Raw genomic sequence first — 17,382 nt, 5'->3', positions numbered from 1 at the left:
ATGAAACTATTCTCGAATAATTTTAAACTGATAGAGCATGTGTCAATGCTGATGTTGGTTGTCTTTGCCTTATCAATAAGTACTACGGCAATCGCCGCTGCAAGTAAAAAAGTGGACTCACTGCGTTATTGGACTGCACCGGATCATACGCGTTTAGTGTTTGGTTTGTCGTCACCGGTTGTGCATAAAGTGTTTTCACTCGATAACCCCTCTCGGTTGGTGGTTGATTTAAATAACGCAAAGTTTGACGCGGTAGTGCCAGCATTTACGACCAATCACAAAGTCGTAAACCAAATACGCCAAGCGTCTCGTAATAAAAATGATTTGCGTGTTGTCATTGATTTGAAAACAGCGGTTAAGGCAAAAAGTTTTGTTTTAAAACCAAATGATAATTATGGACATCGTTTAGTGGTTGATTTATACCCTAAACAAAATGCAGTGGCTAAGCAGCCGGCAGTCGTTAAAAAGTCAGTGAGTTCTGCTCAGCATAACAAGTGGGTTGTTGCTATTGACGCGGGTCATGGTGGAGAAGATCCGGGCGCACAAGGTCATAGAGGGACGCGTGAAAAAGAAGTGGTGTTAGCGATTGCTAAAAAATTAGCGACGCTGGTGAACCAACAGCCCAATATGCAAGCTTATTTAGTTCGTTCAGGGGATTATTACATCGGTTTGCGTGAGCGAATGGAAAAGGCTCGTAAGGCTAAAGCTGATTTGTTTGTATCTATTCATGCCGATGCGTTTAAAGACCAACGTGCGAGAGGTTCGTCCGTGTATGTGTTGTCTACCCGAGGTGCTAGTAGTGAAGCGGCGAGGTGGTTAGCTAAAAGTGAAAACGCAGCCGATTTAGTGGGTGGTGTTAGCTTGGATGATAAAGACGGCATGTTGGCCTCTGTACTGCTGGATTTATCGCAAAACCATACTGAAGATGCCAGTGCAAAAGTGGCAAGTGAGGTGCTGAAAAACTTAAAAGGCGTTGGCCATGTACATAAAAAACAAGTCCAGCGAGCGGGCTTTATGGTATTGAAGTCGCCAGATATACCGTCGATTTTAGTTGAAACGGCCTTCATCTCAAATAAAGATGAAGAAGCTAAGCTACGAAGCCCAAGGCATCAAATGAAAATGGCGAATGCCATTATGAAAGGCGTTAAGACATATTTTGCTCATCAACGCTTACCGTCAGAACCAACGATTCGTATGGCTGCGGCAACTTATAAAATTCAAAGAGGTGATACTTTGTCGGGCATTGCGCAACGCCATCGGGTTTCTCTTAGTTCCTTGAAAAAAGCCAATGACATGCGCAGCAGTAAAATTAAAGTTGGTCAAGTTATTCAAATACCCAGTTAGTTTTTTTTCGATACAATGTGTCTACCTTCATATAGACGCAAAACAACAAACGTATCGAATGCCTTATGCTCATTAAGCAACTACCTCCACAGCTGATTAACCAAATTGCGGCAGGTGAGGTTATCGAGCGCCCCGCCTCTGCAGTGAAAGAATTAGTAGAAAACTCACTGGATGCCGGTGCTACTCAAATCTTGATAGAAATTGAAGAAGGTGGGTCGCGGTTAATACGTGTTACCGATAATGGCTTAGGTATTGCTAAAGTGGATCTAGAGCTCGCTTTATCGCGTCATGCAACCAGTAAAATTGGTTCCTTGCATGATTTAGAGTCAGTGCTTAGCTTTGGTTTTCGCGGCGAAGCCTTACCGAGTATGAGTTCGGTGTCACGATTAACGTTAACCTCACGACAAGAAAGTGATAATGCAGGCTGGTCTGTTAAGGCAGACGGTACAGAAAAAGAACTAGACCCTGTGCCCACCGCACACCCTTTTGGCACATGCGTAGAACTGCGTGATCTTTTTTACAATACGCCTGCACGCCGAAAATTCCTTAAAACAGAAAAGACAGAATTTGGCCATATTGAAACAGTGCTTAAGCGGATGGCGTTAAGTCGCTTTGATACAGGGTTTAACCTTAGGCATAATCAGCGTCAAATTATGGATTTAAAACCGGCCTTATCTAATGCTGAAAAGAGCGAACGAGTGGGCTTATTATGTGGTGATGGTTTTGTCCATGAATCGCTAGAAGTGGATGTCGTCAATGGAGACTTAGGTCTGCAAGGTTGGGTTGGTTTACCAACTTATTCAAGGTCGCAGGCAGATATGCAGTTTTTTTATGTCAATGGCCGTTTGATCAGAGACAAATTGATTAATCACGCGGTTCGCTTAGCCTATCAGGATGTTTTATTTCATGGGCGTCACCCGGTTTATGTCTTGTATTTGAGTATTGATCCTAGGTTAGTTGATGTCAATGCGCACCCAGCTAAATTAGAAGTGCGTTTTCGCGAAAGTAAAGCGGTTCATGACTTTGTTTATCGGCGAATAAAACAATTATTGACGGATGTTCGGCCCTCAGACCATCATTCGGTTAAAACACTAACGCCGACTACGCCAAATACTGTGCCCAGTTACAGCGATATGCAGCAGCGTCAAATGCCAATGTCAGTTTCTGAATCGCCTGTTCATTACGCTAAAGGAACATCATACACCGCTCCAAAAATGTCAATGGCGGCTCCAGCAGTTGATAATCGTGTTCAGCAAGCAGAGGGTGCGCCTCCGCTAGGGTATGCCATTGCACACTTGCACAATACTTATATTCTTGCAGAGTCGGAACAAGGCTTGGTATTGGTAGATACGCATGCGGCCCATGAGCGGATTGTGTACGAAAAGATGAAAAAACAATATGACGCGGGTGAGATACCATCGCAACCGTTGTTGATTCCACAGAAGATACATTTATCGGATGAAGAGGTGGTGGCTTTTGAGCAATACCAAGACATGCTTGAAGGCTTAGCGTTAGACTTAAGTTTGTCAGGCCCAAATACGCTTTTGGTTCGAGCTATACCTGTTTTGCTGGCACAAGATGATGCTGAGGTGTTGGTTAGGAAACTAATTCAAGATTTGGCACAAACAGGGGAAACAAAAAGTATTCAAGAGGCGTGTTATACCGTTTTGGGTAATATGGCCTGCCATGGTTCCATTAGAGCCAATCGACGCCTAACAGAAATGGAAATGAATGCCTTGTTGAGAGACATTGAGCAGACCGAGAATAGCGGTCAATGCAATCATGGGCGACCAACATGGGTGCTACTTAATGTTCAACAATTAGACTCATTGTTTTTAAGAGGTCAATAAACGTATGTCAATTTTACCTCGTGTGGTCATGTTGATGGGGCCAACTGCCTCTGGTAAAACAGCCTTGGGGGTTGAAATAGCAAAGGCCTTAGATGGTGAAGTGATCAGTGTTGATTCGGCGTTAGTTTACCGAGGGATGGATATTGGCACAGCAAAGCCAGATTTAACTGAAAGGCAAGGTGTTAAGCATCATTTAATTGATATTTTAGACCCTTCTGAAAGTTTTTCGGCAGGGCAATTTCGAGAGCAGGCACTCGGGCTGATTAATGAGGTAGCGAGTAGAGGGAAAATGCCGATTTTAGTTGGTGGTACGATGCTGTACTTTCATGTTTTATTAAATGGTATGGCTAAATTGCCCGATGCTAATGCAGCGATTCGTCAAGAGATTGATCAGCAAGCAGCGAGTGAAGGTTGGGAGGCGGTTCATGATCATTTAAAAAAAGTTGACCCGGAGGCGGCTAAGCGAATTCACCCGAATGACACGCAAAGAATACAACGTGCGCTTGAAGTGTTTTTGGTGTCGGGTAAAAGTCAAAGCGATTGGTTGTTAGAACAGGCAAAACAACCGCTACCGTTTGAAGTATTTAAATTTGCTATCATGCCAAGCAATCGTATAGAGCTACATGACAAGATCGCCTTAAGAATGGATAAGATGATTGAAAACGGGTTTCTTGATGAGGTTCGTTGCTTGTTTGAACGAGGTGATTTAACGGCATTATTGCCGGCTATTAGAGCAGTTGGGTATCGACAGGCATGGTCACACTTATTGGGCGAATATGACGAAGTGACTTTTCGTGAAAAAGCGATTATAGCCACACGACAATTGGCAAAAAGGCAGTTTACCTGGTTGCGACAACAGACTAAAACAACCCTTTTGGACATAGCCGCTCCAAGGGTGTTAGAGCAGGTGTTGAGCGAGGTTAACAAAAAAACAATGCGGTAGGCTTGAAATATTGTGATGACGTCATCATCTATAAGCAATAGACAATATTAATAAACAAATTTGAGGTGTTTTGAGGTACAATTTGTTGCACTGCAAAATAGAATGGATTCGATCGTTTTGGAGTCACTAAGTTAATATTCAAAATAATAAGGAGAAACAAGATGTCTAAGGGGCATAACTTACAGGATACTTTTCTAAATACATTAAGAAAGGAACATATTCCTGTGGCGATTTTTTTAGTTAATGGGATTAAATTGCAAGGGCAAATTGAGTCATTTGATCAATACGTCGTCATTTTAAAAAATGCGATTAATCAAATGGTTTATAAGCATGCTATTTCCACGGTTGTGCCTGCTAGAGCGGTTACGATGCCTCGTGCTGGTGAGGAGGCTTAGTTTATTTATTCGGTTGATTTAATGATTAGCGCTGGGCCTAATTAATGGAGTTGTTTGATCGCCCCGGTACGGGTGAAAGGGCGCTTATTGTTCATTTATCGATTAATGAAAGTTTTTCAGAAGATGATCTAAGCGAGTTTGAGCAATTGGTTATATCGGCCAATGTTGAGCCGCTGGCAACGGTGACTGGCTCACGACGTTCGCCAGACGCTAGATTTTTTGTGGGGAAGGGTAAGTTAGACGAGGTGAAGCATCAGTTGCATGAAACTTGCGCTGATATTGTGTTGTTTAACCATACCCTAAGTCCAAGTCAGCAACGCAATTTAGAAAAAGAATTAGAAGTTCGGGTATTAGATCGGACGAACTTAATTCTAGATATTTTTGCCCAACGAGCACAATCTTTTGAAGGTAAGCTGCAAGTCGAGCTGGCGCAATTACAGCACTTATCGACGCGTTTAATTAGAGGCTGGACTCACCTAGAAAGACAAAAGGGTGGGATAGGCTTGCGTGGGCCGGGCGAAACACAGTTAGAAACAGACCGCCGACTAATAGGCCAACGTATCCGTCAAATTAAAACACGGTTAACAAAAGTTAATAAGCAGCGCGATCAAGGGCGGCGAAGTCGGCAACGCGCTGATGTGCCCACGGTGTCTTTAGTGGGGTATACAAATGCCGGAAAATCAACGCTTTTTAATGTACTGACAAACTCTGCTATTTATGCAGCGGATCAGCTTTTCGCCACATTAGATCCAACATTACGTCAAGTGAAATTGCCTGATTACGGTGAGCTTGTATTGGCTGATACAGTTGGTTTTATTCAAAACTTACCGCATGAATTAGTCGCAGCTTTTCGTTCTACCCTGCAAGAAACGATTGAGGCTGACCTGCTATTACATGTAGTTGATGCAAGTAGTCCTAATAGGCAAGAACAAATCCACGAAGTAAATTCTGTCCTGAAAGAAATTGGAGCAGACAACATCCCACAGGTGATGGTTTACAATAAAATTGATTGCTTACCAGCCGTCGATGCGCATGTAGATAAAGACGAAACAGACAGTGTCAACGCGGTCTGGTTATCAGCAATGGACGGTGATGGAATAAACCTATTGTTAGAGACACTATCGACGCTTTGTCATGATGAAAACACACGAATGAGTGTCGTTTTAAAGCCCGAGCAGGCTAAACTACGAGCGAAGTTATTCCAAGTTGCACAAATTCTTAAAGAAGAAAACCGGGATGATGGTTGCTGGGTTATAGAGCTCAATATATCCAATAAATATAAACATTTGCTGACGACCATCTAGCAGGGCATCATTGAATTAGTGGTTTAAATTCTTGCTTAGCATGGCGTAGCACCCTAAAATTGTGTGCTGAAATAAATAAATTTTTAAAGTTGAGGTTTTAACTATGTCTTGGGATGACTCAGGTAACGATAAAAAGAAGGAAGACCCATGGAGTGGGCGTAAAAAAGAACAACAAACTCCTCCAGATCTAGACGAGTTAGTACGCTCCTTACAAGAAAAATTTGGTGGCTTGTTTGGTGGGGGCGGTTCAAAAGGAACGTCTAATAAGAAACCTTCAAATGGCCCATCAGGCGCTAACCTTGGTGTGTTGGTTGGAATTGCCGCTTTAATTTGGCTCGCCACAGGGATATATATCGTTGATGAAGGTAACAGAGGCGTTATATTACGTTTCGGTAAATATCATGAAACAACATTACCCGGGCCCCACTGGCGTTTCCCTCGCCCAGTCGATAGCGCGATTATTGTTAATGTCGATCAGCAAAGATTTATTGAAATTGGTTACCGTTCTGGTGCTAACCAGCAAGCAGCCAGCGGTGTCCGAAAAGAAGCATTAATGCTGACAGAAGATGAAAATATCATTGATGTTCGCTTAGCAGTGCAATATAGAGTTAAAAATCCACAAGATTATATTTTTAACGTTAGAGCGCCTGAGGTTACGCTAAAACAGTCTGCTGAAAGTGCCTTACGATCTGTTATCGGCAAAAATAAAATGGACTTTGTTTTAACTGAAGGTAGAAGTGAGGTTGTCGCAAAAGTTGAGACAAAGCTGCAAACCATGCTGGATGAATATGAAACCGGTCTGATCATTTTGTCTGTGAACCTTGTCGAAGCACAACCCCCTGAAGAAGTCCAAGGTGCGTTTTCCGATGCTATTCGGGCTCGAGAAGATGAGCAGCGGTTTATCAACGAAGCGCAAGCCTACTCTAATGAAGTCATACCTAAAGCACGTGGTGCGGCATCAAGAATTGTGCAAGAAGCACAAGCCTATGAACAACGTGTAAAATCAGAGGCGAAAGGTGATGCTTCACGTTTTGATCAACTGCTTGTTCAGTACGAAGCAGCTCCAGAAGTGACTCGTAAACGACTTTATTTAGAAACAATGGAAGATGTGTTGGGTAATTCTAAAAAAGTCATCATGGATGTTAAAGGTGGCAATAACTTAATGTATTTGCCTATTGATAAATTGATGGAATCAACCGCTGCTAAAGCATCGGCTGCCCCGAATCGCTTTATTACACCGCCAGAAAAAACCACGCCTGATAACACAGGGCGAGATACAAGTTACAGAGATAGAGGGAGGGGAAGATAATGAAAATGAATCCAATGATGTTGGTTGTTTTAGCAGCGGTTCTTTTTATTGGCTCTGGAAGTATTTTTACGGTCGATCAACGAGAGCGGGTAATCGTTTTTCGCTTGGGTGAAATTGTTCGAACAGACCTAGAGCCAGGGTTACACTTCAAATTTCCGTTTATTAATAACGTTCGAAAATATGATGGTCGTCTTCAAACGCTTGATTCTAAGGCAGAGCGTTTTTTAACCTCTGAAAAGAAAAATGTGATTGTTGATACTTTCGTGAAATGGAGAATCGCCAATGTGGATAATTTCTATCGAGCTGTTGGTGGCGACCCTAGGCAAGTTGATACACGATTAAATCAATTTGTAAAAGAAGGCATGCGAGCAGCGTTTAGTAAGCAAACAATTAAAGAGTTAATTTCGGTAGGTAGAGATACAATCCGTTTAGGGCTTGTTAAAGAAATTAATGAGTTAGCAAATGGTCTAGGCATCGATATTATTGATGTTCAAATTAAACGAATTGATTTGCCAGAGGAAGTTAGCGCGTCTGTATACAAAAGAATGGAGTCAGAGCGTGAGCGTGTGGCACGTGACTTTAGATCAAGAGGTAAAGAGGCAGCTGAGAGAATTAAAGCGGATGCTGATAAACAAGGTGAAATTATCTTAGCGACAGCCTATAGGGAGTCGCAAGAATTACGTGGTAGGGGTGATGCCGAAGCGGCTGAAACTTATGCCGGTGCATATAATAAGAACAAAGAGTTCTTCGCTTTTTACCGTAGTTTAGATGCCTATCGTAAAAGTATGGGGGCAGGAGATGACCTTATTGTGCTTGAACCGACATCTGATTTCTTTAAATATTTTAAGAAACAGTAAGTTTATATAAGCAGTAATTGCTAATGGGGTTTTGTAATGGCGTGGCAAGAACTATTTGCGGCAATGGCATTGGTGTTGGTTTTAGAAGGGGTTGTTCCATTTATAAGCCCCGATGCACTACGCAAAACCTATCAGCGGTTAATAGAAATGGATGATAAAACGATTCGCATGTCAGGGCTTTTAAGCATGATTGCGGGTGTTATTTTATTAACGCTGGTGCGATAAGGTTAACAAGTTAATGGCTAAGAAAAATAATTGGATGTTACCAGAAGGTATTGATGCCTTACTCCCGAATGAGGCAGCTCGTTTGGAAACCATGCGGCGCAAATTGTTAGATTTGTTTCGATCTTGGGGGTATCAGTATGTTATTCCACCGATGGTTGAATTTCGCGATACCTTGCTAACAGGAACGGGCAGTGAATTAGCGCTTCAGACGTTTAATTTAACTGACCAGATCAGTGGTAAAGCCTTAGGGGTTAGAGCCGATATGACGCCGCAAGTGGCTCGTATGGCCTCACATCACCTTTATAAAGAGGCGCCTACTAGGCTTTGTTACCTCGGCTCAATACTACAGGCGCGAGGTGCTAAGATTGAAAAATCACGTAGCCCAATTCAAGTAGGGGTAGAACTTTACGGCAGCCAGCACATTGAAAGTGATGTGGAAATTATACGGTTGATGCTCGAAACCTTAGCAATAGCTGGCTTACAAGAAGTACACTTAGATTTAGGCCACGTGGCCATTTTTAGAGAGCTTGCCAAAAACGCCGGCTTAACGGTTGAGCAAGAAGCTGAGTTATTTGAAGTATTGCAACGAAAAGCGACGGAAGAGCTAGAAGAGTTGCTAACAACTTTCCAGTTAGATAAAGCTTGGTATGATGCTTTTTATCAGTTGTTAAACCTAAATGGCGATATATCTGTTCTTAATGATGCAAAAACTAATTTAGCAATTGGCGGCGCTGATGTTTTACAAGCGATAGACGAGCTTCAACGGACCGCTGAATTACTGCAGAATATTTACCCCGCGTTACCTTTATACTTTGATTTAGGTGAGCTGCGTTGTTATCAATACCAAACAGGTATTGTGTTTGCTGCGTTTGTGCCGGGCTTTGGCTCAGAAGTGGCGCGTGGTGGCCGATACGATAACTTAACAGAACAAATGGACGATTTGCTACCAGCCACTGGGTTTAGTGCGGATGTCAAAGTGTTATCACGCTTAAGTCAGTTAAGCGAAGAACAAACTGACAATGTTATTTTAGCGCCCGATGTAATGGATGCTGATTTGCATGATGTTATTCGTCAATTGCGAGCATCGGGCCGAATTGTTATACAAGCGCTACCCGGTGATACGCAACAACCCGACCATACGTTGACCATCAAACAGATAAACGGTCAATGGCAAGTGAGTGAATAACGCACTTGTATCAATTCATAATCATAGTTTAGATAGAGACATAAAATGGGAAAAAATGTTGTCGTAATTGGCACCCAGTGGGGTGACGAGGGCAAAGGTAAATTGGTTGATTTATTAACTGATGATGTTGCTGCAGTTGTGCGCTTTCAAGGGGGGCATAATGCTGGCCATACCTTAGTGATTGGAAATGAAAAAACAGTATTGCATCTGATTCCATCAGGTATCTTAAGAGAAAATGTTCAGTGTTTAATTGGTAACGGTGTTGTGTTATCGCCCGAAGCTTTATTGACTGAAATGGATATTTTAGAAAAAGCCGGTGTTAAGTTGGATGGACGCTTGAAGATTAGTGAAGCCTGTCCATTAATATTACCTGTGCATATAGGTTTAGATCTAGCGCGCGAAAGAGCACGAGGTAATAAAGCAATTGGCACCACAGGACGTGGAATTGGGCCTGCTTATGAAGATAAGGTTGCAAGACGAGGTTTGCGTGCCGGCGATTTATTAACACCAAAGATTTTTGCGGAAAAGCTGCAAGAACTATTGAAGTACCATAATTTTGTGTTGGAGCATTATTTCAATGCCGAAACGTATGATTTTCAAACAATGTATGACCAAGTAATGGAGCAGGCACAGATCATTAAGCCAATGCTTATTGATGTGGCCGATCAACTGCATAAATACAGTCGCGACAGTCAAAATATTTTATTTGAAGGCGCACAAGGCGCATTATTAGATATTGACCATGGCACCTACCCCTATGTTACTTCGTCTAACACTACTGCTGGTAGTTCGGCCAGTGGCAGCGGAATGGGGCCTTGTGATATGGATTATATTTTAGGCATCACTAAAGCTTATACAACGCGTGTTGGTAGCGGACCGTTTCCGACCGAGTTAAATGATGAAGTGGGGGAGTACTTAGGTAAAAAAGGGCATGAGTTTGGTGCAACAACCGGTCGTGAAAGGCGTTGTGGCTGGTTCGATGCTGTGTCACTTCGACGCTCTGCCCGCTTGAACAGTTTAACTGGTATTTGCTTAACCAAACTGGATGTAATGGATGGACTCAAGGAAGTAAAAATATGCACCGCATATAAGTTAAACGGTGAGATTATTGACGTACCACCCATTGGTGCTGAAAATTATGCACAGTGTGAGCCAATTTTTGAAACAATGCCTGGCTGGCAAGGTCAAACGGAAGGGTGTAAATCGTTAGACGGCTTTCCAAAAGAAGCGCTAGCGTATATTAAACGATTAGAGGAACTCGTAGAGGTGCCTATTGATATTGTTTCCACAGGACCAGAAAGGACAGAGACGATTGTTCTGAATAACCCATTCAGTTAATGCTAAACAATTGATGCCTTAATACATAAAGCCCTTATAAAGTATATTTATAAGGGCTTTTTTTTGCACGAAATTAGTGATCTATGGACTATATACATAGCCCAAGCATTAGTTTTACTATTTTTGACTCATAATTGGTCAGTGTTAAACTGATTAAAAGAATAATAATAAAAATAGGGGAAGCGTATGTTTAATATGACAAATTATGATGATGTTAAAGCATCATTCACATTAGAAACGCCGGCACTTTATAACTTTGCTTTTGATGTCATTGATAAAAGAGCGCAAGAAGCCGATAAATTGGCGTATATCGAAGTCGATAGTACGGGCGAGAATATTCGATATTATCAATTTAGCGATCTTTCTAAACGATCTAATCAATTTGCAAATGGCTTGCTAAGCTTAGGCGCTAAAAAAGGCGACTTGGCTTTTGTTATGATTCCCCGAGTTGGTGAATGGTACTCAGTAATGCTGGGCTGTTGCAAATTAGGTGTGGTAACGATGCCAGGTACTAATTTGTTAACCTCACAAGATATTGAATATCGTATCAATCGCTCAAAGGCCAGTATGGCAATTGTGAGTGCCAGTAACGCAGATAAGGTTGAGGCGATTAAAAAGAACTGCCCTAGTCTTAAGACGCTGATTGTTATTGGAGAACCAAAAGAAGGTTGGTGTACATTTGAATCACTTACTCAACCTGCAAGCACTCATTTAGATAGGTCACAATTAGCACCGAGCAAAGCATCAGATTTAATGATGATTTACTTTACCTCTGGTACGACAGGAATGCCAAAAATGGTGCCACGAGATAACGCCTATGCACACGCCCATACGATTACGGGTAAATATTGGATGGATCAGCAAGAAAATGATATCCATTGGACGTTGTCTGACACGGGTTGGGCTAAAGCAGCCTGGGGAATGTTGTATTCACCATGGCAAATGGGGTCTGCAATGGTGTTGTTTGATGGTGTGGGTTTTGATGCCGAATTACACTTGAAATTAATTGAAAAGTTAGGAGTAACAACATTCTGCGCGCCGCCAACCGTTTACCGAGTATTTGCTCAAATGGACTTATCAAGCTATAACTTAAGTTCAGTTCGTCATGCGTTAGGAGCAGGTGAGCCGTTAAACCCGGAAGTGATTAAAGTTTGGTATAACGCCACGGGTGGAAAAATTTACGATGGCTATGGTCAAACCGAAACCATTAATATTGTTGCCAACTACCCATGCATGCCTGTTAAACCAGGCTCTATGGGTAAGCCGGTACCGGGTGTTAATGTGCAAGTTGTTGATGAAAAAGGTGATATTTGTGCGGTAGATTGCATTGGCAGTATAGCCATTGAACTAACAGAGCCGCTTCAGCCGGGTATGTTTGAGGGCTATTGGCAAGATGATGAAGCAACGGCAATGTGTTTCAAAAACGGTTGGTACTATACGGGAGATAATGGTAGCGTCGATAAAGACGGGTATTTTTGGTTTGTTGGGCGCTCAGATGACATGATTAATTCATCGGGATACAGAATTAGCCCATTTGAAGTAGAAAGTTCTTTATTAGAACACCCTGCCGTTCTTGAGTCAGCGGTCATTGGAAAGCTAGATGAAGCACGTGGCGAAGTAGTTAAAGCGTTTATTATTTTAGCCAGTAACTATCAACCTAGTGATGAGCTGAGACGAGACATTCAAGCTTTCATGAAAAAACAGACAGCACCTTATAAATACCCACGAGAAATTGAATTTGTTGAGTCATTACCAAAAACAATTTCAGGAAAAATAAGGCGTATTGAACTAAGGCAAAACAGTTAGGAGTTATAGCATGTCAGTAGCACAAGAGACGGTCGTTGACCCCAGTAAACTTGTAAAATATAAAGCTAATAACCACGTGCGTTTTATTACCGCAGCCAGTTTGTTTGACGGTCATGATGCGGCGATTAATATTATGCGCCGTATTCTTCAATCAACGGGGGCTGAAGTTATTCACTTAGGGCATAATCGTTCGGTACAAGAAGTGGTTAATGCAGCTATTCAGGAGGATGTGCATGGTATTGCAATAAGCTCTTATCAAGGCGGACATGTTGAATATTTCAAATACATGATTGACCTGTTAAAAGAAAAGGGAGCATCGCATATCAAGGTCTTTGGAGGCGGCGGTGGGGTTATCGTGCCAGAAGAAATTGAACAGTTGCATGCCTATGGTGTGTCTCATATATTTAGTCCAGCCGATGGGCAATCATTACAGCTACAAGGGATTATCAATGAGATGATCGAAACATCGGACTATGACCTTGCACAGGTGGGTATACCTGATGATTTTGATGATTTGAATGAACACGGGTATCGAAAATTATCACGTCTTATTACAGGCTTCGATGAAAATACGGTTTCAAAACAATCTACTGATGCAATCAATGTGCGTGCTAAGGCGTTTTCAAAAACCCCTGTGTTGGGTATTACGGGAACCGGTGGTGCTGGTAAGTCGTCCTTAACAGATGAGCTTATTAGACGTTTTAATATTGAGCTTGAGCATTTAAAAATTGCGGTTATTGCCATTGACCCTACCAAACGTAAAACGGGTGGTGCCCTATTAGGCGACCGTATTCGTATGAATGCGATTAATCACCCGAATATTTATTTTCGATCGATCGCAACGCGCAACACGAAAGGCGAAGTTCCTGAAGCATTACCAAACATTATAGATGCCTGCAAAGTTGCAAATTTTGATTTAATTATTGTAGAAACCCCAGGCATTGGGCAGGGTGATGCGGGTATTGTTCCGTTTGTTAATGTATCGATGTATGTGATGACGCCTGAGTTTGGGGCAGCCAGTCAGTTAGAAAAAATTGATATGTTGGATTTTGCTGATGTGGTGGTAATTAATAAATTTGATCGTAAAGGCAGTGACGATGCTTTTCGCGATGTTAGAAAGCAGTATCAACGTAATTACGAACTCTTTACAACCCCGATCGAAGAACTGCCAATTTATGGCACCATCGCGTCAAAATTTAATGATGATGGGGTGACGGCGTTGTATCAGGGCTTATTAAAAATCTTCGAGAGCAAAGAGCTTAACAGCTGGGAAGGTGACTTTTTTGCTCAAGTAGCCATCAAACGCTCAACAACAAGTAGCGCGATTATTGCTGTTGAACGGCAACGTTATTTAGCTGAAATTGCCGAAACAGTGCGTGATTACCATAAAAAAATCGAACAGCAAGTCATCGTTGCACGAGAACGTCAGCAATTGAAACAAGTGCAACGTATGTTGGGTGAGCCTGCAAGCGACGAAGCCTTCAATAGACAAATTTTGAAGCGTGAAAATGCGCTCGATCCACGCTGTAAAAGATTGCTTGATGTTTGGGAAGATACAAAAAAAGCCTATAAAGAAGACACCTATGTGAACACTATTCGGGATAAAAAAGTGACAACGAATATAGCAACATACTCTTTGTCAGGCACCCGTATTCCAAAAGTCTCAATACCCGCTTATGAAGACGATGGCGAACGATTACGCTTTTTATTAAAAGAAAATTTACCGGGAAGCTTTCCGTATACCGCCGGTGTGTTTAGTTTTAAGCGCGAAGGTGAAGACCCAGCCCGTATGTTTGCGGGTGAGGGCGACCCCTTCAGAACCAATCGACGTTTTAAATTATTGTCTGAAAGTTCAGAGGCAACACGGCTATCAACAGCCTTTGATTCGGTAACACTGTATGGCAATGACCCAGGTGTGAGGCCCGATATATATGGGAAAGTTGGCAATTCAGGCGTTTCTATTGCTACTCTAGACGATATGAAAGTTTTGTTTGATGGTTTTGACTTATGCGCACCAACAACATCCGTTTCGCTAACGATTAACGGCCCAGCGCCAACCTTATTGTCGTTCTTTTTAAATACCGCTATTGATCAACAGTGCGATAAATTTGAAGAGGAAAAAGGACGCTGCCCGTCAGAGGACGAACGCAATGAGATTAAAGATTGGGCTTTATCGAATGTACGAGGTACCGTTCAAGCAGATATTCTTAAAGAGGATCAAGGTCAAAACACGTGTATTTTTTCGACAGAATTTAGCCTGAAAATGATGGGTGACATCCAACAATATTTTATCGATAAACAAGTCCGTAATTTCTACTCAGTCTCGATCTCGGGTTACCACATCGCTGAAGCGGGCGCGAACCCTATTTCCCAGTTGGCCTTTACCTTGTCAAATGGCTTTACTTATGTAGAAACCTATTTGTCACGAGGTATGCATATTGATGATTTTGCCGCTAATTTGTCATTCTTTTTTTCTAATGGTATGGACCCGGAATATACCGTTATGGGCCGAGTAGCGCGGCGAATTTGGGCCGTTGCAATGCGTTTTAAATACGGGGCAAATGATCGCTCACAAAAATTAAAATACCATATCCAAACATCGGGCCGTTCATTACATGCTCAAGAGATGGATTTTAATGATATTCGGACTACCTTGCAGGCATTGATTGCCATTAATGACAACTGCAATAGCCTTCATACCAACGCATATGATGAAGCGGTGACAACACCAACCGAAGAGTCTGTCCGTCGTGCGATGGCAATTCAACTTATTATCAATAAAGAGTACGGCCTTGCAAAAAATGAAAATGCCTTGCAGGGGGCTTATATTATCGAAGAGCTGACTGATTTAGTCGAAGAAGCAGTGCTACGCGAATTTGAACGCATTTCTGAACGTGGTGGCGTGCTCGGTGCAATGGAGACGGGGTATCAACGTGGGAAAATTCAAGATGAATCAATGAATTATGAAATGTTGAAACATACAGGTGAGCTGCCAATTATTGGGGTAAACACGTTTAAAAATCCAACGGCTGATGAGTCCGTAACGTCTATCGAATTGGCGCGCTCCACGGAAGAAGAAAAACAAAGTCAATTGCATCGATTAAAGGCTACCCACGAAGCAAACGAAGATAAGGCCGTAGAAGCACTGCATGATTTACAACAGGCGGTGCAAAATAATGAGAACGTTTTTGAGGTGTTAATGGAGGCAGGTCGCTATTGCTCATTGGGCCAAATTACAGAGGCGTTTTTTGAGGTCGGCGGACAGTACCGCCGGAATATGTAGGCAGTAGTAATCTAAAAATAAGCTTGATAAAACTAAAGCTAAGACCTGGTTATTAAGGCTTTTATTGATCTGGCATGCCAATTGCTCTGTTGTAAACACATTTAAAGCAATATGGAGATGGCAATGGACGTACCAGCTATATTAAGTCCACAGATGGGTAGCGCCTCGAAGGGTGCTGCTGATTCGGTTATAAGTGATTCCAGTCGCTCAAACGATGACGGGTTTTCAAAACATTTTGAAAAAAATATAGACCGTCTTAATAGGCAGAGTCATGAACCAGCATCATCGGATAAACATGCTGAAAACACTGGTAACACGGCGGCTGTTGTTAATAAGACTAATGCGCCGGAAGCTGCTTCATCATCCAAGATTGTAACGGCTGATGAAACTCAATCAGAACAAACGGCAACGGTTACCGAGGTGCTATCTAACGCTTCAGGGCAACTGCATGAAGAAGTCATTATCGTAGAAAATACAGCTGAGATACCCACAGAGGCAGGCGTAATATTAGTTGAACCTAAGCTTGAAGCAGGGGAAGCTATGGCTGCGATTAGCGGCAATGAATTGCCACCAGCGGCAGCTTTGGGCGGCCCATTAAACAGCGATATATTGGCTAATGTTAATGTGCGCGACAAAGATATAGTGTTTGACCCACTAACGGCCGGACGGTTGCCGGACCAGAGGGGTAGATTGAATGGGAAAGGTGGCGAAGTGAATTTTTTGAATTCGTCGGCTACGCTGCCATCCTTAAATAAGCCTCAATCTACAAGTCTGCCTGATGCACTTGTAGGTGATTTAAAAAACACAGTGTCTGATACGGTAAACTCCATGTTTACTCAGCAAACGGCAGGCAGTAAAGCTTTACCAGCAACAGAAGGCTTGTTATTAAATGTAGGGGCACCGGTTGCTGGGCAAACACAACATGCCGTAATTGATAAGGCAAATTTGCAGCTTGATACACCAATGAACAGTCAGAAGTGGGGGGAGCACTTCACCCAGCGAGTACAGTGGGTAGTGGGCCAATCCATGTCTGGCGCACAGATTAGGTTGAACCCTCAGCATATGGGGCCTATTGAGGTCAGAGTCCAAATGCAAAATGATCAAGCAATGGTGTCATTTACTGCACAACATGGTGCAACAAGAGAAGCCATTGAGGCGGCTCTTCCCCGCTTACGCGATATGTTGAATGAGCAAAACGTCAACGTGGTGGATATTGATGTATCGCAACATTCATTTAGTGATCAACGTGAACAAGCATCCAAGAGCCAAGAAGGTGGAATGGCTCAATCAGATGAGTTTAATCGGGACACCGGTGAATCAATGTTTGATTCACAAGATGCTGAACAAGTACGACGATACACTGGTTTATTTAGTGACTTTGCCTGACGTTTAAATAGACAGTTAGGTAGGATGTTTTAAAAGCCTAAGTTGTTCTAAGAACACTTAGGCTTTTTTACGTTTAGGGTGGTTAAATTTTGACAAACACCAAAAATACTACGTTGCTTAATGACTTGATTTTGACGTCTGAGTATTAATTTATTA

The 17,382-nt window shown here is 42.4% G+C and carries 13 protein-coding genes; all 13 read left to right on the top strand.

Annotation, left to right across the window (positions count from 1 at the left end; all coding sequences use genetic code 11):
- The 13 genes from CYCPU_RS0108085 to CYCPU_RS0108025 all read left to right on the top strand — a co-directional run bounded on the left by CYCPU_RS0108085 (position 1) and on the right by CYCPU_RS0108025 (position 17,226).
- Positions 1-1,344, top strand: coding sequence for an N-acetylmuramoyl-L-alanine amidase (locus CYCPU_RS0108085; RefSeq protein WP_020162460.1), 1,344 nt, complete (start codon positions 1-3; stop codon positions 1,342-1,344).
- Between the two features lie 65 nt (positions 1,345-1,409).
- Entirely contained in the window at positions 1,410-3,194 is a 1,785-nt protein-coding gene (gene mutL / locus CYCPU_RS0108080; protein ID WP_020162459.1) for a DNA mismatch repair endonuclease MutL, read from the top strand.
- Between the two features lie 4 nt (positions 3,195-3,198).
- Positions 3,199-4,137 (top strand): tRNA (adenosine(37)-N6)-dimethylallyltransferase MiaA, encoded by a 939-nt coding sequence (gene miaA, locus CYCPU_RS0108075; RefSeq protein ID WP_020162458.1) that lies wholly within the window; start codon positions 3,199-3,201, stop codon positions 4,135-4,137.
- Positions 4,138-4,298: 161 nt separating this feature from the next.
- Positions 4,299-4,532, top strand: a complete 234-nt coding sequence (gene hfq / locus CYCPU_RS0108070) for an RNA chaperone Hfq (RefSeq protein WP_015006358.1) — start codon at positions 4,299-4,301, stop codon at positions 4,530-4,532.
- Positions 4,533-4,576: 44 nt separating this feature from the next.
- Positions 4,577-5,836, top strand: coding sequence for a ribosome rescue GTPase HflX (hflX, locus tag CYCPU_RS0108065; RefSeq protein WP_015006357.1), 1,260 nt, complete (start codon positions 4,577-4,579; stop codon positions 5,834-5,836).
- Positions 5,837-5,939: 103 nt separating this feature from the next.
- The gene (gene hflK, locus CYCPU_RS0108060; RefSeq protein ID WP_015006356.1) at positions 5,940-7,145 is read left to right on the top strand and encodes an FtsH protease activity modulator HflK; all 1,206 of its coding nucleotides are present in this window, start codon (positions 5,940-5,942) and stop codon (positions 7,143-7,145) included.
- Complete coding sequence (gene hflC / locus CYCPU_RS0108055; RefSeq protein ID WP_015006355.1) at positions 7,145-8,002, top strand: protease modulator HflC; 858 nt, start codon at positions 7,145-7,147, stop codon at positions 8,000-8,002. The genes hflK and hflC overlap by 1 nt, the downstream gene beginning before the upstream one ends.
- Before the next feature lie 36 nt (positions 8,003-8,038).
- Positions 8,039-8,227, top strand: coding sequence for a DUF2065 domain-containing protein (locus CYCPU_RS0108050; protein WP_020162457.1), 189 nt, complete (start codon positions 8,039-8,041; stop codon positions 8,225-8,227).
- Between the two features lie 13 nt (positions 8,228-8,240).
- Positions 8,241-9,413 carry an ATP phosphoribosyltransferase regulatory subunit gene (locus CYCPU_RS0108045; protein WP_016390010.1) on the top strand — a complete coding sequence of 391 codons (1,173 nt, stop codon included), beginning with the start codon at positions 8,241-8,243 and terminating at the stop codon, positions 9,411-9,413.
- 45 nt (positions 9,414-9,458) lie between these two features.
- Positions 9,459-10,751: an adenylosuccinate synthase gene (locus CYCPU_RS0108040; RefSeq protein ID WP_015006352.1), complete on the top strand. Its 1,293-nt coding sequence runs from the start codon at positions 9,459-9,461 to the stop codon at positions 10,749-10,751.
- 186 nt (positions 10,752-10,937) lie between these two features.
- The gene (locus tag CYCPU_RS0108035) at positions 10,938-12,557 is read left to right on the top strand and encodes an acetate--CoA ligase (RefSeq protein ID WP_020162456.1); all 1,620 of its coding nucleotides are present in this window, start codon (positions 10,938-10,940) and stop codon (positions 12,555-12,557) included.
- Between the two features lie 10 nt (positions 12,558-12,567).
- Positions 12,568-15,840 carry a fused isobutyryl-CoA mutase/GTPase IcmF gene (gene icmF / locus CYCPU_RS0108030; protein WP_020162455.1) on the top strand — a complete coding sequence of 1,091 codons (3,273 nt, stop codon included), beginning with the start codon at positions 12,568-12,570 and terminating at the stop codon, positions 15,838-15,840.
- 123 nt (positions 15,841-15,963) lie between these two features.
- On the top strand, positions 15,964-17,226 hold the full coding sequence (locus tag CYCPU_RS0108025) for a flagellar hook-length control protein FliK (protein ID WP_020162454.1): 1,263 nt from the start codon (positions 15,964-15,966) through the stop codon (positions 17,224-17,226).
- Positions 17,227-17,382 lie beyond the last annotated feature (156 nt).

This window comes from Cycloclasticus pugetii PS-1 (assembly GCF_000384415.1).
Taxonomy (GTDB): Bacteria; Pseudomonadota; Gammaproteobacteria; order Methylococcales; family Cycloclasticaceae; genus Cycloclasticus; species Cycloclasticus pugetii.
The sequence above is the reverse complement of the archived record's forward strand: the minus strand, read 5'-3'. Positions and strand labels throughout refer to the sequence as shown.

Bases quoted from the DNA above. Each gene is read 5' to 3' on its own strand.
- CYCPU_RS0108085 (WP_020162460.1), top strand. From the start codon at position 1: ATGAAACTATTCTCGAATAATTTTAAACTGATAGAGCATGTGTCAATG.
- mutL (WP_020162459.1), top strand. From the start codon at position 1,410: ATGCTCATTAAGCAACTACCTCCACAGCTGATTAACCAAATTGCGGCA.
- miaA (WP_020162458.1), top strand. From the start codon at position 3,199: ATGTCAATTTTACCTCGTGTGGTCATGTTGATGGGGCCAACTGCCTCT.
- hfq (WP_015006358.1), top strand. From the start codon at position 4,299: ATGTCTAAGGGGCATAACTTACAGGATACTTTTCTAAATACATTAAGA.
- hflX (WP_015006357.1), top strand. From the start codon at position 4,577: ATGGAGTTGTTTGATCGCCCCGGTACGGGTGAAAGGGCGCTTATTGTT.
- hflK (WP_015006356.1), top strand. From the start codon at position 5,940: ATGTCTTGGGATGACTCAGGTAACGATAAAAAGAAGGAAGACCCATGG.
- hflC (WP_015006355.1), top strand. From the start codon at position 7,145: ATGAAAATGAATCCAATGATGTTGGTTGTTTTAGCAGCGGTTCTTTTT.
- CYCPU_RS0108050 (WP_020162457.1), top strand. From the start codon at position 8,039: ATGGCGTGGCAAGAACTATTTGCGGCAATGGCATTGGTGTTGGTTTTA.
- CYCPU_RS0108045 (WP_016390010.1), top strand. From the start codon at position 8,241: ATGGCTAAGAAAAATAATTGGATGTTACCAGAAGGTATTGATGCCTTA.
- CYCPU_RS0108040 (WP_015006352.1), top strand. From the start codon at position 9,459: ATGGGAAAAAATGTTGTCGTAATTGGCACCCAGTGGGGTGACGAGGGC.
- CYCPU_RS0108035 (WP_020162456.1), top strand. From the start codon at position 10,938: ATGTTTAATATGACAAATTATGATGATGTTAAAGCATCATTCACATTA.
- icmF (WP_020162455.1), top strand. From the start codon at position 12,568: ATGTCAGTAGCACAAGAGACGGTCGTTGACCCCAGTAAACTTGTAAAA.
- CYCPU_RS0108025 (WP_020162454.1), top strand. From the start codon at position 15,964: ATGGACGTACCAGCTATATTAAGTCCACAGATGGGTAGCGCCTCGAAG.